This is a genomic window from Sulfurimonas sp. HSL-1656, assembly GCF_039645585.1.
GTDB classification, from domain to species: domain Bacteria; phylum Campylobacterota; class Campylobacteria; order Campylobacterales; family Sulfurimonadaceae; genus Thiomicrolovo; species Thiomicrolovo subterrani.
On sequence record NZ_CP147915.1, the window covers coordinates 2,118,543 to 2,142,385 of the forward strand.

Annotated in this window: 25 protein-coding genes; 9 read left to right on the top strand and 16 right to left on the bottom strand. The window is 59.4% G+C overall.

Annotated features, from left to right (window positions below; translation table 11 throughout):
• Nucleotides 1-6: 6 nt before the first annotated feature.
• Both WCX49_RS10970 and gspG read right to left on the bottom strand, forming a co-directional pair.
• Nucleotides 7-573 carry a prepilin-type N-terminal cleavage/methylation domain-containing protein gene (locus WCX49_RS10970; RefSeq protein ID WP_345985131.1) on the bottom strand — a complete coding sequence of 189 codons (567 nt, stop codon included), beginning with the start codon at nucleotides 571-573 and terminating at the stop codon, nucleotides 7-9.
• Nucleotides 551-1,003, bottom strand: coding sequence for a type II secretion system major pseudopilin GspG (gspG, locus tag WCX49_RS10975; RefSeq protein WP_345985132.1), 453 nt, complete (start codon nucleotides 1,001-1,003; stop codon nucleotides 551-553). Before gspG ends, WCX49_RS10970 begins: the two co-directional genes overlap by 23 nt.
• 158 nt (nucleotides 1,004-1,161) lie before the next feature.
• Between gspG and WCX49_RS10980 the strand changes: the two genes are divergently transcribed.
• The 9 genes from WCX49_RS10980 to WCX49_RS11020 are packed head-to-tail and all read left to right on the top strand — an operon-like array spanning nucleotide 1,162 to nucleotide 9,217.
• Nucleotides 1,162-2,064 (top strand): hypothetical protein, encoded by a 903-nt coding sequence (locus WCX49_RS10980; protein ID WP_345985133.1) that lies wholly within the window; start codon nucleotides 1,162-1,164, stop codon nucleotides 2,062-2,064.
• Between the two features lie 22 nt (nucleotides 2,065-2,086).
• Nucleotides 2,087-3,004, top strand: a complete 918-nt coding sequence (locus WCX49_RS10985) for a hypothetical protein (protein WP_345985134.1) — start codon at nucleotides 2,087-2,089, stop codon at nucleotides 3,002-3,004.
• Nucleotides 2,997-3,404 carry a hypothetical protein gene (locus tag WCX49_RS10990; protein ID WP_345985135.1) on the top strand — a complete coding sequence of 136 codons (408 nt, stop codon included), beginning with the start codon at nucleotides 2,997-2,999 and terminating at the stop codon, nucleotides 3,402-3,404. Before WCX49_RS10985 ends, WCX49_RS10990 begins: the two co-directional genes overlap by 8 nt.
• Nucleotides 3,401-3,931, top strand: coding sequence for a hypothetical protein (locus tag WCX49_RS10995; RefSeq protein WP_345985136.1), 531 nt, complete (start codon nucleotides 3,401-3,403; stop codon nucleotides 3,929-3,931). The genes WCX49_RS10990 and WCX49_RS10995 overlap by 4 nt, the downstream gene beginning before the upstream one ends.
• Nucleotides 3,915-4,724 carry a PDZ domain-containing protein gene (locus WCX49_RS11000; protein WP_345985137.1) on the top strand — a complete coding sequence of 270 codons (810 nt, stop codon included), beginning with the start codon at nucleotides 3,915-3,917 and terminating at the stop codon, nucleotides 4,722-4,724. The genes WCX49_RS10995 and WCX49_RS11000 overlap by 17 nt, the downstream gene beginning before the upstream one ends.
• Entirely contained in the window at nucleotides 4,708-6,612 is a 1,905-nt protein-coding gene (locus WCX49_RS11005) for a secretin N-terminal domain-containing protein (protein ID WP_345985138.1), read from the top strand. The genes WCX49_RS11000 and WCX49_RS11005 overlap by 17 nt, the downstream gene beginning before the upstream one ends.
• 3 nt (nucleotides 6,613-6,615) lie before the next feature.
• Nucleotides 6,616-8,130, top strand: a complete 1,515-nt coding sequence (locus tag WCX49_RS11010; protein WP_345985139.1) for a GspE/PulE family protein — start codon at nucleotides 6,616-6,618, stop codon at nucleotides 8,128-8,130.
• A complete protein-coding gene (locus tag WCX49_RS11015; RefSeq protein WP_345985140.1) occupies nucleotides 8,130-8,603 on the top strand; it encodes a prepilin-type N-terminal cleavage/methylation domain-containing protein in 474 nt (157 codons plus the stop codon). The genes WCX49_RS11010 and WCX49_RS11015 overlap by 1 nt, the downstream gene beginning before the upstream one ends.
• Nucleotides 8,600-9,217 carry a prepilin-type N-terminal cleavage/methylation domain-containing protein gene (locus WCX49_RS11020; RefSeq protein ID WP_345985141.1) on the top strand — a complete coding sequence of 206 codons (618 nt, stop codon included), beginning with the start codon at nucleotides 8,600-8,602 and terminating at the stop codon, nucleotides 9,215-9,217. Before WCX49_RS11015 ends, WCX49_RS11020 begins: the two co-directional genes overlap by 4 nt.
• Before the next feature lie 11 nt (nucleotides 9,218-9,228).
• Here the strand turns inward: WCX49_RS11020 and dxs are convergent, their stop codons facing one another.
• The 14 genes from dxs to WCX49_RS11090 all read right to left on the bottom strand — a co-directional run bounded on the left by dxs (nucleotide 9,229) and on the right by WCX49_RS11090 (nucleotide 23,841).
• Nucleotides 9,229-11,055 (bottom strand): 1-deoxy-D-xylulose-5-phosphate synthase, encoded by a 1,827-nt coding sequence (gene dxs / locus WCX49_RS11025; RefSeq protein WP_345985142.1) that lies wholly within the window; start codon nucleotides 11,053-11,055, stop codon nucleotides 9,229-9,231.
• 74 nt (nucleotides 11,056-11,129) lie between these two features.
• The gene (locus tag WCX49_RS11030; RefSeq protein WP_345985143.1) at nucleotides 11,130-11,996 is read right to left on the bottom strand and encodes a hypothetical protein; all 867 of its coding nucleotides are present in this window, start codon (nucleotides 11,994-11,996) and stop codon (nucleotides 11,130-11,132) included.
• 12 nt (nucleotides 11,997-12,008) lie between these two features.
• The gene (gene hisC / locus WCX49_RS11035; protein ID WP_345985144.1) at nucleotides 12,009-13,103 is read right to left on the bottom strand and encodes a histidinol-phosphate transaminase; all 1,095 of its coding nucleotides are present in this window, start codon (nucleotides 13,101-13,103) and stop codon (nucleotides 12,009-12,011) included.
• Nucleotides 13,100-14,182: a prephenate dehydratase gene (gene pheA / locus WCX49_RS11040; protein ID WP_345986808.1), complete on the bottom strand. Its 1,083-nt coding sequence runs from the start codon at nucleotides 14,180-14,182 to the stop codon at nucleotides 13,100-13,102. The genes hisC and pheA overlap by 4 nt, the downstream gene beginning before the upstream one ends.
• 20 nt (nucleotides 14,183-14,202) lie before the next feature.
• Nucleotides 14,203-14,988 carry an HAD-IIA family hydrolase gene (locus WCX49_RS11045; protein WP_345985145.1) on the bottom strand — a complete coding sequence of 262 codons (786 nt, stop codon included), beginning with the start codon at nucleotides 14,986-14,988 and terminating at the stop codon, nucleotides 14,203-14,205.
• Nucleotides 14,989-14,992: 4 nt separating this feature from the next.
• Nucleotides 14,993-16,207 (bottom strand): diaminopimelate decarboxylase, encoded by a 1,215-nt coding sequence (lysA, locus tag WCX49_RS11050; RefSeq protein WP_345985146.1) that lies wholly within the window; start codon nucleotides 16,205-16,207, stop codon nucleotides 14,993-14,995.
• 94 nt (nucleotides 16,208-16,301) lie between these two features.
• Complete coding sequence (locus WCX49_RS11055) at nucleotides 16,302-17,375, bottom strand: LptF/LptG family permease (RefSeq protein ID WP_345985147.1); 1,074 nt, start codon at nucleotides 17,373-17,375, stop codon at nucleotides 16,302-16,304.
• Between the two features lie 29 nt (nucleotides 17,376-17,404).
• The gene (pth, locus tag WCX49_RS11060) at nucleotides 17,405-17,962 is read right to left on the bottom strand and encodes an aminoacyl-tRNA hydrolase (RefSeq protein ID WP_345985148.1); all 558 of its coding nucleotides are present in this window, start codon (nucleotides 17,960-17,962) and stop codon (nucleotides 17,405-17,407) included.
• Between the two features lie 2 nt (nucleotides 17,963-17,964).
• A complete protein-coding gene (locus WCX49_RS11065) occupies nucleotides 17,965-18,501 on the bottom strand; it encodes a 50S ribosomal protein L25/general stress protein Ctc (RefSeq protein ID WP_345985149.1) in 537 nt (178 codons plus the stop codon).
• A gap of 70 nt (nucleotides 18,502-18,571) precedes the next feature.
• Entirely contained in the window at nucleotides 18,572-19,792 is a 1,221-nt protein-coding gene (locus tag WCX49_RS11070; protein ID WP_345985150.1) for a PilT/PilU family type 4a pilus ATPase, read from the bottom strand.
• Nucleotides 19,793-19,795: 3 nt separating this feature from the next.
• Entirely contained in the window at nucleotides 19,796-20,779 is a 984-nt protein-coding gene (locus WCX49_RS11075) for a transaldolase (RefSeq protein WP_345985151.1), read from the bottom strand.
• Between the two features lie 70 nt (nucleotides 20,780-20,849).
• Complete coding sequence (locus tag WCX49_RS11080) at nucleotides 20,850-22,664, bottom strand: DUF4105 domain-containing protein (protein WP_345985152.1); 1,815 nt, start codon at nucleotides 22,662-22,664, stop codon at nucleotides 20,850-20,852.
• A gap of 62 nt (nucleotides 22,665-22,726) precedes the next feature.
• On the bottom strand, nucleotides 22,727-23,173 hold the full coding sequence (locus WCX49_RS11085) for a DUF3015 family protein (protein ID WP_345985153.1): 447 nt from the start codon (nucleotides 23,171-23,173) through the stop codon (nucleotides 22,727-22,729).
• Nucleotides 23,174-23,268: 95 nt separating this feature from the next.
• Complete coding sequence (locus tag WCX49_RS11090; RefSeq protein WP_345985154.1) at nucleotides 23,269-23,841, bottom strand: hypothetical protein; 573 nt, start codon at nucleotides 23,839-23,841, stop codon at nucleotides 23,269-23,271.
• Between the last annotated feature and the right edge of the window lie 2 nt (nucleotides 23,842-23,843).

A 23,843-nucleotide genomic window follows, 5' to 3' on the forward strand; every position in this document is an offset into this window, starting at 1 on the left:
TCCCCCTTAAAAATCGTAGACCCGTTTGTCGTCGGGTATCAGCGCCTTGCGGCTGTAGGCCTCCGCCGCTTCGTCGAGCGTCTCGAAGCGCCGCACGGGCTCTCCGAACGCCTCAAACAGATAATACAGCTCCCCCGATTCGACAATGTAACTTGAACTGCTGTCATTGTCACGCAGGGTAAACGCGAAACAGACGTTCACCGTATCGGTCTCCCCCCGGCGCACCGGCAGAAAGACGTAGGGTTCGAACTGGCCGTACCGGTCTCTGCGGTAGACGGTGGGTTCCTGTTTGAAGAGGCTGATATCCGCCCCCTCCACCGCCTTGCCGTCGATGAAAACGCTGCACGTTTCGCAGGGTTCCGGACAGACAAGGGTCACATCCCCACGCTGCGGGCGGAAACGTGAAAGGTAGTCACGGAGCGTCTCCAGCGTCACGGTATCTTTCCCGTCGGCCGGGCCTTTGCCCGTCGAGAGTTTATTGATGAAAACGCCGTACAAAACGGCGATCAGCAGGACGACCAGCAGCAGTTCAAAGAGGGTGAACCCCCTCCTACTGCTTGATGCACTCGGCATAGGTGATATCTTTGCTCTCCGCGGTTCCGCCCTCTTTACGGTCTGCGCCCAGCGAAATCAGGTTGATACCGTCTTCGCCCGGCACGTAGATGTAACGGTTTTTCCAGGGATCTTTCGGCAGGACGCCGTCTTGGAAGTAGCCGCCCCCGCTGTAGTTGGGGTACTTCTCCGCATCCGGGTTCTTCGCCAGAGCCTCAAGCCCCTCTTCCGCATCGGGGTAGGTTCCGTTATCGAGCCGGAACATATCCAGGGCGTTCTTGATCCCCTTCATCTGGACGCAGACGAGCTTCTGTTTCGCCTCTTCGCTCTTGCCGATCAGGTTCGGCATGACCAGGGCCGCCAACAGCCCCAGAATGATGATGACGATCATCAGCTCCATCAACGTAAACGCCCCGCGGGCCGCTCCCCGGTAGACTCTATTGCTCTGCATGCACATCCTTAAATCCCTTCGAATCATACGGTATCACTCCGCCTCACGAAAGATAATTTTTTCGGCGATTATAGTATACTTAAAATAAACAGAGATAAAATGCTGGGCCAAAGCATGGAAAGAGGTATGATTTGCACCGAAAAGGGATAGCGCTGCTGATGACGCTCGCGTTCGTTACCGCCATTGCAGCACTAATCGCCGTCGGGGCAGGCCTGCTCGAACGGGGCTACAACCAGACCGAGACGAAAGCGTTCCTCGTGCAGAGCAACACGCTGCTGCCGAGCATCTACACCATCCTGAAGCAGAACACCGGGGACATCAACGACTCCGATGCCCTCGATATCCTGCTGAGCATCCCCCTCTTTTTCGAAAACAAGCAAAACGGGATGATGATGGACATCACCTTCGCCTCAGATGCCGGAAAAGTCAATATAAACCACCTTCTCAAAAGTAACAGCGAGGTTACGGCAGACCCCTACACCGCCCTGCCGCTCGATCCCGCGGTGGAAGGCTACCTCGAGCGTATACTGACCGTTTACAATGTTTCCGATACCATTCTGCTCATTTCCATGGTAGCGGACAGTATCGATATGGACACCAACGAACGTTTCCCGGGCTCGGAACTCAACCTGAAAAACCCGGATTTCACCCAGGGGCGCCTTTACGACATGCAGCATTTCAACGAAGTGATCGAGGGGTATAAAGCGCTGACACAGGATTACAATGTCGACGAGGTCCCCTGGGAACACCTTATCGGCTTCCGCAATACGGCCGTTGACTTCAACCATATCGAACCCGATACCCTCCATTTCATCGACCCCTCCATCGATCCGGCGACGCTGGCCGAACTCACAACCAAACGGGTCGCGACCTACGCCTCCCTCGACGCACTGCCGTTTACACCGGAAACGAAGCAGCTGCTGCAGGACCTGGGCGTCACCTTTTACGCCCCGGATGTGGTCGGGACTATGAACGTGCTGAGCAAAACCCATCAGACCTCCTATACCTTCACCTACAATCTAGCCGACCAGAAAGTGAGCGAAATTGCAGTTTCCAATTAAATTCTCCCGTCCGGAAGCCGCTGTGCCCACCCTCTTCCTCGACCGGGAAGCACAGCCCGTCAGCGTACAGGGGAAGGTGGACCTCATCCTCTCCCCGTCGCTGTACTGGTTCCGCACCGAGGCGCTCCCCGTCAAAACGGTTTTCCAGGCCAAAAAGCTCGCCCCCTCCGTCTTCGACGCCATCACGCCAGAAGGGGTCTACAGCTACCATGTCCTCAAGCACGACGAGGGCTTCTGGCTCTTTGCGTACAACGAGGAGCAGATCATCAACGCCATTACCCGCGCGGGCATCCGTCCCTCTGATGTACGACATATCTACTTTGCCCAGACCGAATGCGCCGCGCTTGAAACACCGCTGCGCCTGAGCGGGACACGGATCCTCTCCAGCGTCGACGGTGTCGTCACCGAGCTGCCCGCAAGGTATGCGGCCACGGCCGAGGAAGCCGGCAGCTTTTTCGAAACCCATGCGCGTAAAGGGCCCACGGTCGGTATCACCCTCTACCACAGCACCCTGCTGGACAAGAAACAGTTCAAACGCCTCAGCATCGTCGCCGGCGTTTTCGCCCTCCTCTACGGGATTGAATATTTTACCGCCCGTACACAGCTGGCAACACTCCTCGAGGAGCAGGAGAAGATCGCGGACACCTACCGGCTTCCCCAGACCTCGTTCGAACGCGACGGCCTGATCAACGCCCTGAACAAGAAACAGAAACGCCAGACGCAGCTCCGTGCGACGGCCAAGGCCCTCTTCGCCCTGCCCGCCGACGAGGAGAACCATGTGGAGCGTCTGAGCCTGGGCACCCGGGAGCTCTCGATCGCCGCCGTCTTCAAAGACCCGGCAAAAGCCGACGCCTTCAAAAAGCAGCTCAAAGCCATCGCCACCGTCACCTCCGAGAAGCGCAAGGGCGACACCCTCTACCTGGAGGCGACGTATGAATAAGATCAATATCGTCTACATCTTCGGCGCGGCGCTTTTTCTCGCCCTGCTGATGGTCGTACAGAGCGGCCGCACCGAACGGGCCATCAGCGATGCGGTAAAGGCGAATGCCGAAACGGCACGTCTGGGCAAAGAGATCCGCACCATGCAGCAGCAGTGGGACGACACCAAGCAGATACAGCGCCGCATCGATGCCATCTTGACACAGGGCGAGTTCAAAGCCTATGTGGACCGCAAGAACAAGAACGGCCGCACCTACCAGGTGCAGTTCACGCCGCTGCCGGCACAGACCTTTGACCGTCTCACCGCAAAACTGTTCAACACCCCGGTAACGATCTCAAAGATGACCGTCAGCCGCAGCAGTGACCAGAACGTCAGTCTCAGCGTGGAGTTCGCCTTATGAAGCGCATGAAAATGGGCCTGCTCTACAGCGCGGCGTTCGTTCTCTTCCTGCTGGTGTTCCTGCCCAAAACCGCCCTCTACCACGAAGCGGAGCTACAGATGAAGCCCTTCGGTCTCGCCGTTGCCGCCGAAACGCCTGTCGACCGCGGCGTTGATTTCGTGCTCAAAGGCGGCGACCTCTATTTCGAGGATCTGCACGTCGCCCGGCTCGAACGGATCACCGTGACGCCGTGGTTGTTCTACAACAGTGTCCGGGTGGCACCTTTTACCCTCTCCTCGGACATGGAGAGCTTTGCGCCGCGCAGCGTCGACGGGATGCGCGTGACCTACTCCGTGCTTGACCCGCTTCACGTCACCCTGGAAGGCTCGGGCGCGTTCGGCAGTGTCACCGGCCAGGTCGCGCTGCTGGAACGCAAGATTACGCTGGAACTCACCCCCTCTGCCGCCCTGCGGGCCAAACGGCCCTTCTGGTTGAAACAGCTGCGGAGTATCGAAGGGGGGGCTTACCGCTATGAAACAACGTATTAATCCGCTATGGGTACGGCGCTTCATCACCCTGGCCATCCTCGCCGCCGTCGCCAAAGCCCTGATGCTCATCCTGGCGGTATGGCTGCCCCGCGGGGGCGTCGAACCGGCAGTGGCCTCGGGAGACACCGTCACCTACGCCCGTTACACGCCCTCGCAGCTCTTCGGCATCGAACAGCGCAGGGCCGTTGCGAAGAGCGGCGGCAAGCAGACCGAAGTGTACCGGCTTGACGCGCTGACACTGCGCGGGATCTACCTGGAAGAGGCCCACCCCTTTATCCTCGTCGAAGAGGGGAGCAAAACCGAACTCCTCTCCATCGGGGAGCAGTACAAACGCTATGCCCTCGTCGACATTCTGCCGACCAAAGCCATTTTCGAAAAGGACGGCCAGCGTTATGCCCTGGCGTTCAAAGAGGAGAGTATGGGAGGGGTCGAAACGGCAGCGGCTCCGGCCACCTCCGTCGTCACCCAGAACGGCTTCACCTCCATCAAGCGCAAAGAGATACGCTACTACACCGAAAATTTCGACGCCATCTGGCAAAACGTCAAAATCCAGGAGGTCTACCGGAACAAGAAGCTGACCGGCTTCGAAGTCAAGTGGATCAAAAAGGATTCGATCTTTGCTAAAATGGGACTGCAGGAGCATGACATCATCACCGGCATCAACGGCAAACCCCTCACCTCCGTGGCAGAGGTACTCAAACTCTACAAGAATATGGACCAGATCGACAACCTGACCCTGGATATCCAGCGAAACCATACAGAAAGGCAGCTTGACTATGCAATTTACGACTAAACTCCTCACCCTGGTCCTGGCGGGGGCCATGGCGTTCGGCTCCGCAGCGGCCGCACGCGAACAGGTCAATCTGAAGCTCCACGACATCAAGATCGAGGAGCTGATCAAGATGGTCGGCAAAGCCAACGGAAAGAACATCCTGCTTGACAAACCCATCCCCGGCACCGTCAACTTCGTCTCGTCGACGCCGATCTACAAAGACGAACTCTTCAGTATCCTTCTCTCCGTGCTCGACAGCAAAGGGTTCACGCTGGTGCAGGAGGGGAGCTACCTCAAGATCGTCCGCCAGAACGTCGCGGTCAAAGAGAACCTGCCGATCAACCCCGGCACGAAATCGATGCTGATGCAGACCCGCTTTATCTCCGCCAAGAACGAGAACATCGACGTCATCGCGGCGAAAGTGCGCCAGTTCCTCTCCCCCGCCGGCAAACTGCTGACGATCAAAGAGAACAATATGATGATCGTCAGCGACACCCCGGGCAATATCGGCGTCATCGAAACGATCGTCCGCAAGATCGACCGGGACCAGGCGAAGGACGTCAAAGCCGAATTCATCCCGCTTTCCAATGCCAAGGCAAGCCGCCTGGCCGCCTCCGTCACGAAGATCGCCAAGGCGATCATCAACCAGAAAGTCGAGAACAACAAGGTCGAGATCCTCAGTGACGACGCCACCAATGCCATCATCATCCTCGCCACCCAGGAGAACATCGACAAACTGACCCCGCTGATCACCCGGCTCGACGAGAAAGACGACTCGACGAACCAGCGCCTGACCATCATCCCCCTCGAGAACAGCGAGGCCAAAAACGTCGTCGCCTCCCTCCAGGCGGTCCTGGACAAAAAGAAATACGCGAAAGAGGCGGACAAGCCGACGGTAAGCGTCTATGACGAGCTCAACGCCCTCGTCGTCTCCGGGCTGGAGTCCGACATCAAGGATATCCAGGCGATGATCAAGATCCTCGACGTTGAGAAACCGCAGGTCTTCGTCAAAGCACGCATCGTCGAGATCAACCAGAACATGGCCGACAGGATCGGGGTCAAATACGGCCTTGCCGGCGGCGCCGTCACCGATGCCGGCCTCTTCACTTTCGCCGCGGACCTCGGTGGTTCCGCCATCGCCTTCGACGGCGGCGGGCTGATCAACCTGAGCAGCGCCACCTTCGACTCGGGCATCGCTTTCGGCGCCACGATCGATTTCCTCGCCAGCAACGGCGCGGCGAACACCCTCTCGCAGCCGACCCTGCTCTGTGTCAACAACCAGGAGTCCTCCATCTACGTCGGTCGCACGGAGCCCATCGTCACCTCAACGGCCCAGGCCGCCGATACGACCTCCGTCGCGCGCAACACCTACACCCGCGAAGATATCGGTCTGACCCTCAAGATCAAGCCGCGCCTCTCCCAGGGCAACAAGGTCACCCTGATCACCACGGCCAAGCTCGAGGACATTCTCAACAGCTCCGTCCCCGGCCTGCCGAGTACGACCAAGCGTGAAGTCGTCACCACTGCTATCGTCAGCAACGGCGAAAGCGTCATCATCGGGGGGCTCATCTACGACAAGAACCGCGATGAAGCCCAGGGGATTCCCCTCCTGCGCGACATTCCGCTCATCGGCGGCCTCTTCGACTGGAAATACAGCACCCACGAAGAGATCAACCTCGTGATCGTCCTCACGCCCTTCATCGTACGCAACAACGAAGATATGCCGAAAGTCCGTAAAATGCTGCAGGAGCTCGACGCCATCCAGGCCAAGTATGAGGAGCTGATCGAAGAGAAGCTCGAAGAGCGTAAAGAGCAGCTGGACAAGCAGGATCCCGACAGCAATGCGACTGAAGCCGCCGCCCCGGCCGCCGGGAATGCGCTCTCCGTCATCAGTCCGGCCAAGCGATAACGCATGCTGAACATTCCCGAACTCGAAGGGGTTGACCTCAAACCCCATCCGCTCGAATCGGTAGATCTGAACCTCAGCCTGCGCAGCTACGTGCTTTTCAGCGAGATCGACGGCGACGTCCATATCGTCCTCTCCCGCGCCCACCTCTCCCAGGCCTTCGACTTCCTCGCCAAGTTCGACCTTGACCTCCCCCTGGTCATCGTCGATGCGGACTCCTTTGACCGGCTCTACAACAAGTTCCTCGAAATCCGCACCGACTCCGAACTCAGCGGGATCGAACAGGAACAGGAGGAGATCGAAGAGGAGGAGATGTCGCTCTCGGATTTCCTGCACACCTCTTCGGACCTGCTTACCAGCGAGGAGTCGGCGCCGGTCATCAAGTTCGTCAACGCCCTCTTCTACCAGGCGGTCAAGCAGCGTGCCTCGGACATCCACGTCGAGGTGCATGAGTACAAGGGCGAAGTGCGTTTCCGCGTCGACGGGGCGTTGACCAAACATGCCGACATCGAAAAACGGGTCGCGAACCTCATCATCAGCCGCATCAAGGTCATCTCCAACCTGGACATCGCCGAAAAACGCGTCCCCCAGGACGGCCGGACCCACGTCAAGATTGCCGGCAAAACCCTCGACGTCCGTGTTTCCGTCCTGCCGACCTACTACGGCGAACGGGTCGTCATGCGTATGCTGATGCAGTCCGAGGACATCCCCCACCTCGAGGGACTCGGCTTCGACCATGCCCTCACCAAGCACCTCGACGAAATTCTCAAGCACTCCCACGGCATCATCCTCGTCACCGGACCGACGGGAAGCGGGAAGTCGACGACGCTGCACGCCTTCTTGCAGCAGGTCGCCACCCCCGATATCAATATCATCACCGTCGAAGACCCCGTCGAGTACAAGGCCGACAACATCAACCAGGTCCAGACCAACGCCAAGGCGGGGCTGACGTTCGCTTCAGGGCTGCGCTCCATCCTGCGCCAGGACCCCGACGTCGTCATGGTCGGGGAGATCCGCGACAGCGAAACGGCCGAGATCGCCATCCAGGCGGCCCTGACCGGCCACCTGGTTTTCTCCACGCTGCACACCAACAACGCCACCGCCTCGGTCACCCGTCTGGTCGACATGGGCATAGAGCAGTTCCTCATCAGCTCTTCGCTGCTGGGGGTCCTGGCCCAGCGCCTGGTGCGCAAACTCTGCCCCGAATGCAAACAGCAGACCGTCCTTACCGACGAATACGCCGAAGAGCTTGACCTCCCCAGGGGGGCGCTCATCTTCGAGGAGCAGGGGTGCAAAGCGTGCAACTACACGGGCTACGCCGGCCGCCAGGCGATCGGGGAGTTCTTCGAGATGACAGACGATCTGGTCTCGATGCTCAAAGACCGGGTCAATGACCATGACCTGCGGGCCAAAGCGATCTCGCTGGGCATGGTCCCCCTCTCCGGACAGCTCAAGACCCTGCTGCTGGCCGGGACGACCTCCCTGCACGAGATCATCCGCGTCGGGGTCAAAGACGCCTGATGCGTCCCGCCTTCACCCTCGTCGAAGTACTGGCCGCCGTCGCGATCGCGGTCATCGCGGGCGCGGCGATGCTGAAGATGAACAGTTCGAACCTCTTTTTCCTCGGCCAGCTTGAGCAGACCTCCCTCATGACCGAGAACCTTGCCGTCGCGGCCTTTCACGCCGACAAGAGCCTCCACCGCAGCGACAAGCCACTTTACGACCTGCTGCGCGACAGCTACCCCATTGAAAACGACGATCTGCGCGCCTACCTCAAATCCCAGCGCTACCGCTACACGGAGACCCTGGTCGACACCATTTCGTTCGATACCGGGACGTTGACGGAGGGGGCGGAGAGCGGGGAGGAGTTCAATGCCAGGGACATCGAGGCAGCCGGCGCCGTTCCGCCGATCCAGTTCGAACTCATCCAGGTGACGCTGAGCGCGGAGCGGCAGCACGGCTCCATCCTGACCATAAGGCCGATGGCCCAATGAAACGCACCGCTTTTACCCTGATGGAACTGCTGATCTCGGTCGTGCTGATCGCTATGCTCGCGCTCTTCCTCTACGGGGCACTCGGGGGCACCCGTGCCAGCAACGTCACGATGAAGAGCCATGCGGATGCCCAGAGCAAACGGCTCAAGCAGTATGCCCTGTTCTACCGCGACTGTGTCGAATCCTATGCCTTCGGCGTCCTTGCCACCAACGACAAGCACTACCAGGTACTGCAGCTGCAGACAAAGAACTCCCTCTACGGCATCGCCGCACCCTATGTCACCTACTTCGTCCATGCGGAGACCCTTCAGCTCGTGCGCCTGGAGGCGGCTTTCCCCATTACCCTGCCGGTGCCCTACGATGACCGCGAACGCATCCACGTCAGCATCATCGACAGTGACGTGACAGATTTCAATATCTATACCGGAAAAGTGCAAGAGACGGCGGAGAGCAATGCGACGGCTCTCCCGCCCGGCAGTGCCGTCCCCTCTGATACAGGGGCGGGGGATACAACACAGAGCCTGAAGTCAGGCCCGCGTACGATCAAAACGCATCTGCTCTACCTGAAAACGAAAGCGGCGCAGCAGCCGCTGCTGATGGAACTGGCTTTTTAGGGAAGGAAGCGCTAGAGGCTTTCGCGGATACGCTCGGCGAGCTGTTCGGGGCGCAGCCCCAGCGACGCTTCGACTTTCAGTGTCGCGCCGTGGGTAATAAAGGCGTCTTCGTATTCGAAGCTCTGAAGGCGGACATCCCCGATCCCCTCGATTGAGAGCCACTCCAGCAGGGCGCTGCCCACCCCGCCGGCCGCGGCGGAGTCGCTGAAGACGAACCAGCGCTTGTGGCGGTTTGAGAGCATACGCAGCAGTTCCGTGTCGAGCGGTTTGACGAAACGCAGGTCCAGCAGGGCTGCCGGCATCCCCAGCTGAGAGAGGGTCTGCGCCGCGCGGCCGACACCGTTGCCATACCCGATCAGCAGGATATCGCTCTGTGCTTCTATCAGCAGCTCCGCCTTGCCGTATTCAAAAGAGGCGGACTCGGGCAGTTCCGCTTCCAAAAATGCCCCCCGGGGGTAACGGAGCCCCAGTGGACGGTCAAAGGCCGCCGCAAAGGCCACGGCCTGGTGCATCGACTTTTCGTCCCGGGGCGCGCAGAGCGTCATATTCGGGATCGCGCGCAGGAAGCTGATGTCGAAGACTCCCTGGTGCGTCTCGCCATCCTCGCCGACGATCCCCGCCCGGTCCATCGCAAAAACGACCGGAAGGTCCATCAGACAGACATCGTGGATCACCTGGTCGTACCCGCGCTGCAAAAAGGTGGAGTAGATCGTACAGAAAGGTTTGAACCCCTCTTTAGCCAGTGCACCCATCGACGTCACGGCGTGCTGCTCGGCGATCGCCACGTCCCAGAAACGTTCGGGGTACTTCTCGAGCAGGGGCGTCAGGCCGGTGCCGCTCGGCATCGCCGCCGTGACGCCGACGACCTTCTCATCACGGTCGGCCTGGTGCATCAGCGCCTCGGTGTAGATCTGCGTCGCACTCTTGCTCCCTCCACTCTTCTTCCGCGATACGCCGCTGTCGATATCAAAGGGACCGACACCGTGCCACTGCTCGTGCTGACCCTCGGCGATCTTGTAGCCCTTGCCTTTGACGGTCTGGGCATGAATGATCACCGGCTTTCCCATCGCGCGGGCGGTCTCGAAGGTCTCGACGAGACGTTTGATGTCGTGCCCGTCAACGGGACCGATATACTCGATTCCCATCTCTTCGAACATGATGCCCGGCGTGATCAGCTTGAAGGACTCCTCGAAGCGTTTGGCCAGGTAATGCGCCCCCTCACCGAAATGGTCCACAAACATTTCCGTGCCGCGTTTGATTTTCTGATAGAAGGGGCTCGCCATCGCGGAGCTGAGCATCCGGCTGACGGCCCCGATCGGCTTGGCAATACTCATCTCATTGTCGTTGAGAATGATCACCATCGGGTATTCGCGCTCGCCGAGCTCGTTAAGGGCCTCGTAGGCCATCCCCGCACTCAGCGCCCCGTCGCCGATCATGACGACGGGAATCCGCTCGTTCTGCTCCCCTTTGAGGGCAATCGCTTTCGCGGCACCGACCCCGAGGGAGATGGAGGTGGAGGAGTGGCCCGCAACAAAGTAGTCGTGCTCACTCTCTTTGGGCTTCGTGTAGCCGCTGAGACCGTCGAACTGGCGCAGGGTGGCAAAAGCTTCCCAACGCCCCGTCAGCAGCTTGTGGGCATAGGCCTGGTGAGAGACATCGAAGATGAAAGGATCCTTGGCCGAATCAAACACCGCATGCATCGCCACGATCAGCTCGGTCGCCCCCAGCGTGGAGCTCAGGTGCCCGCCGTTGGTACTGACCACGTCCAGGATCCGCTCCCGGATCGCGCGGCACTGTGCCTCCAGCGCTTCATAATCGTGTAATGGTTTTTGGTTCATCCTGTCCTCGTACAATGGCCTCTCCCTGAAAAAGGGGAAAAAAGGTGAAGCATATTAGCGAAAAGGGGCTATTATCAACCTTCTCCGCCCCGGGGCGCCTGCAGTGCTTCAGCTTCAAGTAATCTGATAATCCCCTCTTTGGGGTGTCCCCGGCGCAGGGCCGCCAGCAGCGCCTCGCGCGTCTGCGGCGTGAGCCGTCGGTAGATGGCGACCATCTTCTCCGTCGTCTCCGCCGGCCGTACCCGTTTCTGCAGCGCTTTCATTTTTTGGGCAAAGAGTTCCGACAGCCGACGGCGCAGCCCTTCGTCACACTCCCCGCTGCAGGCCATCCGTTCCCAGACCCGGTCGCGCTGGTGCACCTCCATCGCCTCCATCGCCGCGGCGGCTTCCGCCGTCGCCAGCGTCAGGAGGTAGACCGCGACAGTCTGGGGATGCTCCCCCTCATAGAGCCGCTGCGTCCCGGCCGGAATAGGCGCCTCGGGAACGGTCGCGGGCGGTTGCGGCAGCGGCCGGGTTTCAACGTGAGGTTCGGTCACAGCCGATGCCGGGTTCGTCGGCTGCAGCAGTCGCACAAAGCGCCGTGCAACCGACGCGACGCCCCCCGCCGTCGCCAGCAGCAGCAGGATCAGAAGGAGCTGGGATCTGCGGTCGGGCTGCGGGCGGACCTCCCCCAGCGCGAGCCCCTGGCGCTGCAGGCGTGCGGCATCGCGCTCATCCACAAGGATACGTCCGTCTTTCCTGACACGGTAATCCGCATCGAGCAGTTCCAGCCGCTCCATCAGCCGCCCCGTCATAACAGGGTCGGCAATGGAACCGATAGCCATTTCCATGTGCGTAAGCGAACGGTAGAGCATGCCGCCAAGCAGCAGGAAACAGAGCAGGAGCAGGGAGAGCAGAACGGCGGTCTTCGGCAGGGAGGAGAAAGCGTCTGCGATCTTCACCCCGCCCTCCGATCAGACCAGCTCCGCGGCCAGGGCGAAAAAGCGGTCGTTCTCTTCGGGCTTTCCGACGGTGACCCGGATCGCATTGAGCCCATAACCGGCGAGGTTGCGCACGATCATCCCTTGCCGCAGCAGGGCATCGGCGATCGCGGTGGAATTCCTGCCCTCGCCCAGGCAGAGGGTGACAAAGTTCGTATAGCTCTCGATCGCACGGATACCGTGCGCTTCGGCAAAGGCCTCGTAACGCGCCATCTCCTCGAAGTTCTTCGCGATGCTCATCTGCACGAACGCCTCGTCCTCCAGGGCCACGGAAGCCGCTTCCAGCGAGAGGGTCGTGATGTTGAAAGGGGGACGGAGCTTGTAGAGCGCGGTGATAATATCGCGCTGCGCGATACCGTACCCGACACGCATGCCCCCCAGCCCGTACGCTTTCGAGAAGGTCCCGAGGTACAGCACGTTCTCATAGGTCTCAATGAGTTCTTTGGGCTCCAGGGCCTTGGCGGCATCCTTGTAGCGGGCGTACTCCATGTAGGCGCCGTCGACGATGACCAGGGTCTCCTTGTCGATTTTAGAGAGGAAAGCTTTCACTTCGGCCGCATCCGCGCTGTCGCCGGTCGGGTTGTTCGGCGTACAGAGGAAGATGATGGAGGGTTTGTGCTCCAGGTAGAGCGCGTAGAACTCATCGAGATCATGTTCGCGTGATGCCGTGCGGATCACCTCCGCACCGACATGGTGCGCGTATATCTCGTACATCGCGAAAGTGACGCTGTTCACCAGCACCTTGCTGCCCGCACCCGCCTTGGCGTGAACGGCGAACTCGATCACCTGGTCCGAACCGGCCCCGATCACGACTTCATGCGGATCGACGCCGAAACGTTTTGAGAGCCCCGCTTTGAGCTTGTGCATGGAGTCGTCGGGGTAGAGGGCCATCTTGGAGACGATCGCGCCCACGGCCTCCTGCACTTTCGGGGAGCAGCCGAACGGGTTCTCGTTACTGGCGAGCTTGACAATATCCTTCGGCGCGATCCCGAATTCGCGAACGACAAGCTCGATCGGCTTGCCCGCCTCATAGACGCTGATGGCATCAAGTACTGGATTGAATCTCATTGTTCCCCTTCGACGTAGCTTCCCAGCCACGTCACTTCTTCGGTATATTTTTTCAGAACGCGTTGCACGTTTTTATCGTCGATATGGCCGTAAAAATCGATAAAGAACCAGTACCCGAAACCGGAACCGCTTTTGGCCGGGCGGCTCTCGATCTTGCTGAGGTTGATCTTGGCCTTGTCGAAATCGTGCAGGAAATGGACCAGGACACCGGCACGCGTCGTCTTCTTGAGTTTGGCCAGGATCGAGGTCTTGTCATGGCCGCTCGGGACGTTTTTGAAATCGCTCAGGATAAAGAAGCGCGTCGTGTTGTCGGTGACGTCCTCGATGTTCTCGAACAGCATCGGGACCCCGTAGAGCTTGGCGGCGATATGGCTGCAGATCGCCGCGGACTCCGGGTCCTTTGCCGCGAGGATGGCGGCCTTCGCCGTCGACTCGACGGGAATCTGCTCCACATTGTGAAGCCCATGCTCGTCCAGGAAGGCGCGGCACTGGCCGAAGCCCTTGTCCTTGGAGTAGATGCGCTTGATTCCGTCGAGGTGCGGCGCCTTCGTTGCAAAGGTCATGTGGATCGGCATGTAGAGTTCCGCCACGATCTTCACGGGGCTCGCCGCCAGCAGGTCGAGCGTCTCGCCGACGACGCCGTCGCGCCGGCTTTCGATCGGGACGACCCCGAACTTCGCGCGCCCGCTCTCGAGGGCCTTGAAAACGCCGTTGATCGTGCCCATCGGGAGGTATTCGCTCATCGCGCCGAAACGGCTCTCCGCCGCCTGGTGGGTAAAGGTGCCTTCCGGACCGAGGTAGGCGATGCGTTCAGGGAGTTCGAGGTTGCGCGCGACGGCGAAGATCTCGAGGAAGATCGCTTCGATCGCCCCGGCATTGAGCAGTCCCTTCTGCTCGATGTTGAGCGTCTCAAGCCGCTTCAGGATCGCCCGTTCCCGTTCGGGGCGGTAGATCGGCGCGCCGCTTTCGTTCTTGATCTCCCCGACGCGCTCCACCACGGCCATGCGCTCATTGATCAGGGCCAGCAGCTCCGTATCAATCGCATCAATGGCATCGCGGCACGCCTCGAGGGTGTCCAACGCTTGTATCGCTTCGCTTTTCACTTCACACTCTTTCCGGACGGTATGTCAGTGACGTCATTATACACCACCGTCCCCGATTCTTCCCTTCGCAGCCGCGCCGCGAGCGCGTCTTCGGGACGCACTTTTCCGCTGAGGACCAGGGCCGTCCGCATCCCCAGTCCCGCCGCGCCGGTCAGGTCGCCGGCGTAATCGTCGCTGATCATCGTCACGCGCTCAAAGCCGGCTTCCGGGCACTGACGGCGCAGCAGGCGCAGCGCCTCGGCGTAGAAAGCCTCGGAAGGTTTGCCCACGACCGTAAACGGGACGGCCGCGGCATAGGAGAGCATCCGCAGCAGCGCCCCCACTCCGGGATAGCGCCGCTCCTGCGTCGCGTACAGCGACGTATCGTGCATGCCGACCAGGCGTGCCCCGTTCATCAGGAAGGTGATCATCTGCGCGAAATCCTCCGCACCGTAATCGGCCCGGACGGAGAGCAGGAGCGTTTGCGGCGCGATGTAATCGCGTTCATACCCCATGGCATCGAGCTGCGCCAGGAAGGTCTCGCTACCGTAGGCGGCCACCCCCTTCTTCGGGACTTCGCGCTCCAGCAGCATCAGCGCATCAAGGTAGCGGTTCTGGGGGATGGCAAAACCGAGGCTTTGCAGGTAAGCCAGAAACGCGCTACTGGCGCGTTTCGTGTTATTGGTGACGACAAGGTAGGGAATATGATTGCGGTTGAGGGCGTCGATGAAGTCGACCGCCCCGGGGATGGGCGCCTGGGCCCGGTCATCGATCAGGGTGCCCTGAACGTCGACGAAGTACATGAGATCAGCCGAGGTACTTGAGCTCCGGTGCGACCAGGTCCTCGAAAGACTCCCGGTCCCGGATCAGGCGGTCCGCTCCCGCTTCGACCGCGACTTCCGCGGCACGTCCGCGGGTATTGTAGTTGCTGCCCATGCCGAAGCCGTAGGCCCCGGCGCTGTGGACGACGAGTAGGTCGTTATGCGCCATCGGCGGCAGCGGGTAATCCTTGGCCAGGAAGTCCCCGCTCTCGCAGACGGGACCGACGATATCCGCCGGCGTCTCGTCGCCTTCATGGGCCGAGGCCGGGGTAATGCGGTGGTAGGCACGGTAGAGGCTCGGGCGGATCAGGTCGTTCATCGCCCCGTCGACCACGACAAAACGCTTCGCGCCGTTTTGTTTCTCATAGAGTACCCGTGTCAGGAAGTAGCCGGCGTTGGCCGTCATGAAACGGCCCGGTTCGCAGACGACGGTGATGTCCATCCCCGTCAGCGTGGAGAGGACCGCCTGGGCGTAGTCGTACGGCGTGATCGTTGTTTCATCCTTGTATCGGATACCGAGTCCCCCGCCGACGTCGAAGAACTTCAGCTCGATGCCGATAGCCGCCTTGAGGGAGCGCACGAGGTCGGCGACGATCTCGCTCGCTTCGCGGATCGGATCGAGCTCGGTGAGCTGGCTGCCGATATGGAAGTGGATCCCGACGGGCTCGATCCATTGTGACGCGTTGGCGCGGATATACATCCGCTTGGCCGCATCGATCTCAACACCGAACTTGTTGTCGTGCAGCCCGGTGGAGATGTAGGGGTGGGTCTTGGGGTCGATGTTGGGGTTGACACGGATACTGATCCGCGCGACCTGCCCCAGCTCCTGTGCGATCATCTCGACGCGCCCCAGTTCCGCCTCGCTCTCGAGGTTGATGTAGAGGATGTCCCGTTCGATCGCCTCGCGGATCTCGTCGTCACGTTTGCCGACGCCGCTGAAAATCACCTTGTATTTGGGCACGCCCGCCATCATCGCACGGCGCACCTCACCGATGGAGACGCAGTCCGCGCCCGCACCGAGGTCGGCGAACTGTTTGACGACGCTGAGGTTCGAGTTGGCCTTGACGGCGTAGGAGATGAGGGATTTGCGTCCGCGGAACGCCTCTTTGAGCTCCTCGTACTGTGCACGCATCGCATCGAAATCGTACACGTAGAGCGGTGTACCGTATGTGTCTGCCAGGGCATTGAAGTCCATTGACATGCTTCCTTCTTTCGGGGCCGGGGTGACGCCAGCAGCAGCACCGTGCCCGGGAAAATTGTTGCGCGATAATAGCGAAAAAGGGCTAAAGGGGGCGTTAGGAGTGTGCGTCGACGCCGTGCCCGTGGTTGCGGTACCAGAGGATCAGGGCCGCCGCGAAGAGTGCGAGCACCGGCATCACGATGCCCACTTCGCTGGGGATCGTTTTGTTGTTGGAGAGCTCGGTGAGCATAAAAAGGAACGACCATGTCATCATCGTCGCCAAGATCGCGATGAAACTGAACAGCGTGATATTGAGGAAACGGGGGCTGATCGGGACGAAGAAGAAGATCAGGATGATCAGGCTCGGCACGAAGAGCGGCGTAATGAAAATGCGGTAGAGCGCACTTTTGATCTTGTCGATATTGAGGTTTTCGCTCCCCAGCAGCAGCAGGGCATCGATCGCATCGAGGATGGTGTAGTTAACCTTCCCCTCGTAGACCTGGTCGAGGATCTTCGGGCGGAACCCCTCGAGCATCATCAGGTCCTGCAGCTGCGTCACGGTAATCCCTTCCCCCTCCAGGCTCAGCGTTTCAGGTTTGCGCAGCGAGACGGCGTGGCTCAGGTGCCAGTGTTCATCGGTATAGTAGGCCCCCTCGGCGGAGAGCACCTGCTGGAGCTGTCCGTTCTCATGGGTGAAGATACGGATGTCTTCGGCCCGTTCCTGCAGCGGGTAGAGCTTCCCGAAATAGACGTAGCGGTCCTTGAAGGTGAAAAAGAGGTTGGAGGTGGGCTGCAGGTACTGCGCTGAACGGCGGATATTGTTCGCATACTCGTCCGCACGGGCAAAAGAGGTCGCATGCAGGGCGATGTAGAGCGTCATGATCACGACTGCCACCCCGACGAAGGGCTTGATCACGTCTGTTTTGTTGTAGCCCAGCGCATAGATCGCCACCAGGGCGTTGGAGCGGATCAGGAAGATCTTCGTTGCGATCATCGCGAAAACCAGGGAGAGCGGCAGCAGCATGTCGACGGCAAAAAAAGTTTTGTAGGTCAGGTAGATGACGATAAGGTTCGCCGACTGCAGTTTGTCCGCACTCTCCATATAATCAAAGCCGACCATGAAAAAGACGAGGGCGAAGAGGATGACGGCGATGTATTTGAGATAATGGTAGGCAATATAGCGGAACATCAACATCGCAGGCCCTTGAAAAATATCGGTTATTGTAACGGAGTTTTTTTGACGGTGTACTTAGAGGCGACCTCGTCCATGCTCATCCGCATCAACGCCTCGACCGCGTCCGCAGCCCGGTCGATCCAGGCGGGAAGATGTTCACGTTCTGCCGGGGTAAAGGCGCTCAGCACATAATCCGCCACCCGGTTTCGGTCCTCCGGATGGCCTATACCCATCCGCACACGGATATAATCGGGGGAGATCGCCGTATCGGTTGATTTAAGGCCGTTATGCCCCCCATGGCCGCCCCCGCGCTTGAAACGCAGCGTTCCAAACGGCAGATCAAGATCGTCGTGGATCACGATAACCTCATCGATCTTGTAAAAACGTTTGACATTGGCGATGGAACGGCCCGAAAGGTTCATAAAGGTGAGCGGTTTGAGGAAAAAATGGGTGGAAAATTTATAGAGGTCGCCTTCAAAAACGGCTTTTTTGACGGCATCGCACTGATGGCGCTGCAAGAGCGCCTCAATGACCATGAACCCGACGTTGTGCCGGGTCTTCTCATACGCCGAACCCGGATTACCCAGTCCGACGATCAGCAAAATTACTTCGCTTTGATGATGGAGAGAACGGAAACGCGGTCAGCGTCGGTGAATGTAAACGCTTCGGATTTCTCCAGGTCGCGGATCAGTACGGAGTCACCGAGGTCGAGCGGAGCGACGTTAACAGTGATTGCATCCGGGATCTGATCGATCGCACCTTTGACGCGCAGACGCTTCTTCGCGACATACAGCATACCTTTGTTCTTCAGACCGACCGGAGAACCTTCCGTTTTGACCGGAACGTTGTAGTGGGTAACGACACCCGGCTGCGCGACCATCAGGTCAACGTGCAGCAGGTTACCAGACACCGGATGAGACTCGTACGCCTGAACAACAACGTTCATCTCCTGGCCACCGACTTTTACCGGGAACGCCAGGGTGTCTTTGTTGCGAACTGTACGGATGAACTCATTCATCTTGAAAGCGGCGTGAACGTTTTCAAGCCCCTTTCCGTAGATGTTGGCAATCAGATAACCATCGCGGCGACACGCTTTTGTAGCGCTTTTACCGGTACTCTCTCTAACAATACCTTCCAACATAGGTGTGTCCTTGTAATAAAATAGGACGGCATAATACTTAAATGTACTTTAAAAACAGCTAAAGCTGATGCTACTCGCCTTTGAGCTGGAAGATCTCGTCTTCGCTGAACTGCGGTTTATCGCCATCTTCGGTACTGCGCTGCTGCGTACTGCCGTCTTTGGCGGTCACGCGGCTGGTGAAGCCCTCCATGCGGAGCTTGAGGTCTGCCGGCGAGGTCGCATATTTGAACGCCTGCTCCGTCGAGATCCGCTTGGCATGCCAGAGGTCCAGGATCCCCTGGTCGAAACTCTGCGAACCGTAGATATCTTTCCCCTCTTCGATGGCGTCCCGGATCTCGCTGTCGCGGTCTTCCATGATAAGCTGGGCGATATAGGGCGTATTGACGAGGATCTCCAGTGCCGCCGTCCGTTTGCCGTCCAGGGTCGGGATAAGACGCTGGGAAACAACCCCCTGCAAAACGGCCGCCAGGGTCATACGGACCCGGTTCTGCTCCCCGGTCGGGAAGATGGAGATGACACGGTTGATCGTCTCCTTCGCATCCAGGGTGTGCAGGGTGGAGAAGACGAGGTGCCCCGAGTCGGCCGCGTGCAGCGCCGTCTCGACCGTCTCGATATCCCGCATCTCCCCGACGAGGATGATATCCGGGTCTTCACGCAGAACGGCGCGCAAAGCGTTGGCGAAGCTCTTCGTATCCTGCCCGACGCTGCGCTGGTTGACGATACATTTACGGTCCTTGTGGACGAATTCGATCGGGTCCTCGATCGTGACGATGTGCTTGCGCTGCGACCAGTTGATCTCGTTGATGATCGCCGCGAGTGTCGTCGATTTCCCCGAACCGGTGACCCCGGTCACGAGGACCAGCCCCCGCTCGGTACTGGCGAACCGGTGAACGACCTTCGGCAGGCCGAGATCATCGATGGAGACGATCTTGACGGGAATGACACGGAAAACTGCGGAGACCCCGTCCATCTGGAAAAAGATGTTGACACGGAAACGGGTATTCTCGTCGAAAGAGTAGACGAGGTCAAGCTCTTTTTGCCGGACGAACTCTGCGAAACGGGTCCGCAGCAGCTCCTTGGCGAAGGTGAGCGCCTCCTCTTTTTTAAAGATCTCGCCGCTCAGCGGCGTAATATCGCCGTTGATACGGGCACGTACGACGGAGTTTGCCTTGAGGTGGAGGTCAGACCCCCCGGCATCCATCATGCGTTTCAGGTAACCGCGGACACGCCGGAGCGTTTCAAAGGTCAGGTTCTCAATATTGATTTCGGTATCGACTTGATTTGTACTCATAAATTACTCCAATTCCGCCAGGATTTCGGCAAATGCCGTTTTAAATGCTTCGAGCCCTTCGGCCATCAGCTGGGCGTAAACCGCCTCGATATCGACGCCCGCTTCGGCGACGGCGTCGAAATGTTTCTCGATCCGTTCCGCGTCAAACGGCAGCTTCGCCTCGGTGTCGCCGTGCGCCACGAAAGCCTCAATCGTCTCGATCGGTGCCGTGTTGACACTGTGCGCCGCCAGCAGGGCATCGACATAGTAGGAGGGGCGCAATCCGCCCCCCTTGACGCCGGTCGATGCAAACAGTGCGCGGCAGCGGGGCACTTCCAGCGACTCGACCGCCTCGTAAATGGCCGCGGCGTTGTAGACGCCCGCCAGGGCCGGCTGTACTCCTTTGGCTTCGAGCGTCGCGTCGATGGCACGGTCCAGGCGGCTGACGAAGATGCTGATCACCGTGTCGACCTGCGCCGAGCCTTTCTCCAGTCCCCTGGCAAAGGAGTTGGCACAGGCCAGCGCCTGCGCCTTGGAGAAGATCAGCGTCGCGTTGACGGGGATCCCCTCGCTGACCAGCATCTCCATCGCCACATAGCCTGCATCGGTAGCCGGAACTTTGATCATCACGTTGGGGCGTCCGATCTCACGGAAGAGGCGGCGTCCCTCCTCGATCGTTCCGACGGCATCGTCGCAGAGATAGGGGTCGACTTCGATGCTCACATAGCCGTCGTCGCTCTGATCGAACAGCGGCCGCAGGGCATCCGCAGCCTTCTGGATATCCGTGATCGCCAAGGCTTCGTATTTGGCTTTTGGGGTGTGGTTCTGCAGTGTCTCCAGCTGCATCTGGTAGGCCGGTGAGGTCAAAATGGCATTTTTGAAAATAGCAGGGTTGGACGTCGCCCCGTTGACAACGCCCCGCTCGACGAGGCGTTTCAGGCCCGTATCGATGAAATCGCGTTCGATGAAATCGGCCCAGAGGGAAAACTGTATTTGCGGAATGTACATCGGCTCTCTTCTACGTTGATATCGTGTAACGATTATAACCGATTGCGACACCGGTGTCTATAAAAGCATGTTAATAATAGTGTACGAATGTAGCGCTGAAACTGCGCTGGGGACCGTCGGTTTTGTCCGTGTATTCAAAGGAGAGCTTCAGGGCGTTGTTCTGTGAAAGTCGGCTCGTATGCTTTACCTTTCCCGTCCACTGGCGCATCCCGTCGGCATAAAAGCGGTAGCCGCCCTCCCCGGCCAGTTTGGCACCGCCGCCCGTTTCAAAAAGCACCCCTGCCGTCGTGTTCAATGCGCCGTACCCTTTGTCCGTGATGAAAATTTCCGGCTCCGCCAGGAGATACCCGTACCCCCAGGTGCCCCCGGCGGCAAACCCCGCACCGACCGTTGTACCGAATACCGCATCACGGCTCAGAAACGACTGGTCCCACCCTGCGCGCATCCGCCAGGAGAAGGGGCTGAAAAAGGCGCTTTGCGGGGCAATCGACGTAATAGAGACGATCGTCGCCTTTTCCACGGCGGCACCGTCACGGTCATAACGTGCTTCAAGGTCCAGGAACTCGATCTGCGTTCCGGGCATGAACCCGACGTCACTGTCGCTAAGATCGTGATAGGCCGGGCGGATGCCGATGCGCTGGTAAGGGGTGCCGTCACGCCATCCCGTTGCGGCGAGCGCCCGCGTCGCGCGGTGCCCCTCATCGGGGTTTCGCGGGCGTGTCACGGGCAGTGTCTCCCCCTTCCCGAGGGCCGCCCGTGCGGAAAGGATGGCGTGAAAGCGCTCCGAATAGGCGGCCTTGTCGACCGCTCCCTTCATCAGGCGGTACTCGGCAAGCTCCGACGCCGCCTCGAGGGTATAGCGCTTCATCTGCGGATCGCGCCCATTATCGTTCAGAACGGCTATGGGGTTGAGCAGCCCGTCGGCCAGGGCCATGGCTTCCGTTTCGCCGCGGCCGTCCAGCACCCTCTCATAGGCGAGCAGCAGCGTCCGCTTCGACGGACGGTAGTGCTTGGCATGCACCAGCCCCTCTTCCTCGGTCGCATGCACGGTCTCCATCGGGATGATGTGGTAGGCGAAATGGCCCCGGACATCCACGTCCGGCCGGGCGATCTCCATGAGCCAAAGCATATTGTACGAACAGTTCTCGTCGAAGAAGTAGTACCAGTTGTACACCCCTTTGAGTTCCCAGATATGGCGGATCATCGCCATCACCTCGTCGTGGTCCAGGTCCAGGTCGTACTCCCAGACGTCGCGCTGTTCCGTATCGCGGTACTCCTTGAGTTTCTCATAATAGGGCAGCAGGGAGTAAAAGCCAGGATAGCCGCCGAAAAGCCCTTTGATCGCGAATACAACGCCGTTCTCTTTGTCCGGGTCCGCCCCGGCGGCGTAATTGACGGCATAGGAGAGCATCTTCGATTCATACGAGGAGTCGATGCGCAGGAAGGTGTGGCCGAACATGGAGGCCGGGGAGTTGATGTGCGCCGCAGAGAAGACCAGCGTCACCGACTGCGGGTCCATCTTCCGCACCAGCGTTTCGTAGGCGGTGCACTGCAGCTCCGGCAGACCTTCGTGCCCCAGGGTCTTTTGCAACCAGGTGCGGCGGGCGGGGAAGCGGCACCCCGTCGCGTTGTCGTCAAAACGGGTCTCCCCGTAGAGCGCCGTGATCGTCGCATTGAGTTCGGACGCTGCGTTTTCCCTGCCGTCCGGTGCAAGGAAGAATGCCGGGTCGTCGACTTCGCTGAGGTCACCTGGCATATGCAGCAGGAGATGCCAGTATCGGCTCTCTGCCAGCGCCATATCTGCCGCCTTATCCAGGGCGTTTTCCACTACGTTTGCCTGCACGACAGACGCCAATATCATCAGCATAATGAGGAAACGGTACAAGAAAAAACCCTTTGGGGGAAGATGGAAGGATGGGCCGGGAACCCGGCCCGTAAAAAGTAGGGTCAGCCCTCGACGGTTGCGATGTTGTCGAGAACGTCAGCCATCTTGACGTCGCCGGACGTGTAGATGCTGTTGTAGTTTTGCTGCAGGGAAGCCGCGAAAGCCGCTTTGTCTTCGACGTTGAGCAGTTCCGCAAGCGTATCGACGGATTCACCGCCGCCGATTGCAACCTCTTTCGCAATCTGATCCATGTTGGACGCGACGAATTCGGCAGCACGGTCGTTCATGACCAGCGGCATGCGCTTACAGCCGGACGTTCCGGAGGTGATACCGAACGTCTGGTTTGCAGAGGTACCGTTGGTTGTCGCCTGCAGTGCGAGCATAATCGCGGAGCTGTCATCTTTGATGATCATCGCACCGAGACCGCAGCCCGTCTGGCTGTTAACACCGGCGAAAGCCGCCGAACTGAGCGCCGCAACTGCAGCAAGACTTACAAGTACTTTTTTCATTGTGACTCCTTCATCGTTTGATGATGGTTCAGTATAGGAATTGTTTCCTTAAAGCGGTCTAATAAAGCACCCTATTTCACCGTTGCGGGCAGCGGCTATTCGTTGAGCTCTTCGTCCTGCCAGTACTTCGTCCCCTGGATCGTCGCCTGCAGCGCCAGGCCGGTCTTGGTTAACTGGTAGAGACGGATACCCGGGGCGACGGTCACCGCCCCGCCGAAGGCAGCCCCTTTGTCGTCCGCTTTGGCGGCGGCATCCGCCTGGGCGTTTGCCTCCCACCCCTTGTTGATGAAATCCTCATAGACCTTCTTGTTCTCGAAAAGGAAGACCCCGCGGAAATCCTTGATGCCTAGCCCAAGCCCGACACCCACGGTCCCCATATTCATATAGGTATCTTTGCCTGTTTTATTGTCGTGCGCCACCCCGGAACCGCCGCCGGCGGAGACAAGGATGACGTTGACCCCGATATTGCTGAACACCGCGTAGCCGTACGCTTTCTTGATAATCGCCTTTGCCTCGGGCGCCTCTTTATAAAGCATCGCCAGCGTTTCCGCTTTCATCTTCTGTACTTCCAGGCGCTTCTCGTCCGCCGTCTTCCCGCTCCAGAAGCCCGAAAGCAGTATGACGCCCAGCAGTGCCGCAACGGCCGCCCTGATCGTTTGCAGTTTCATGC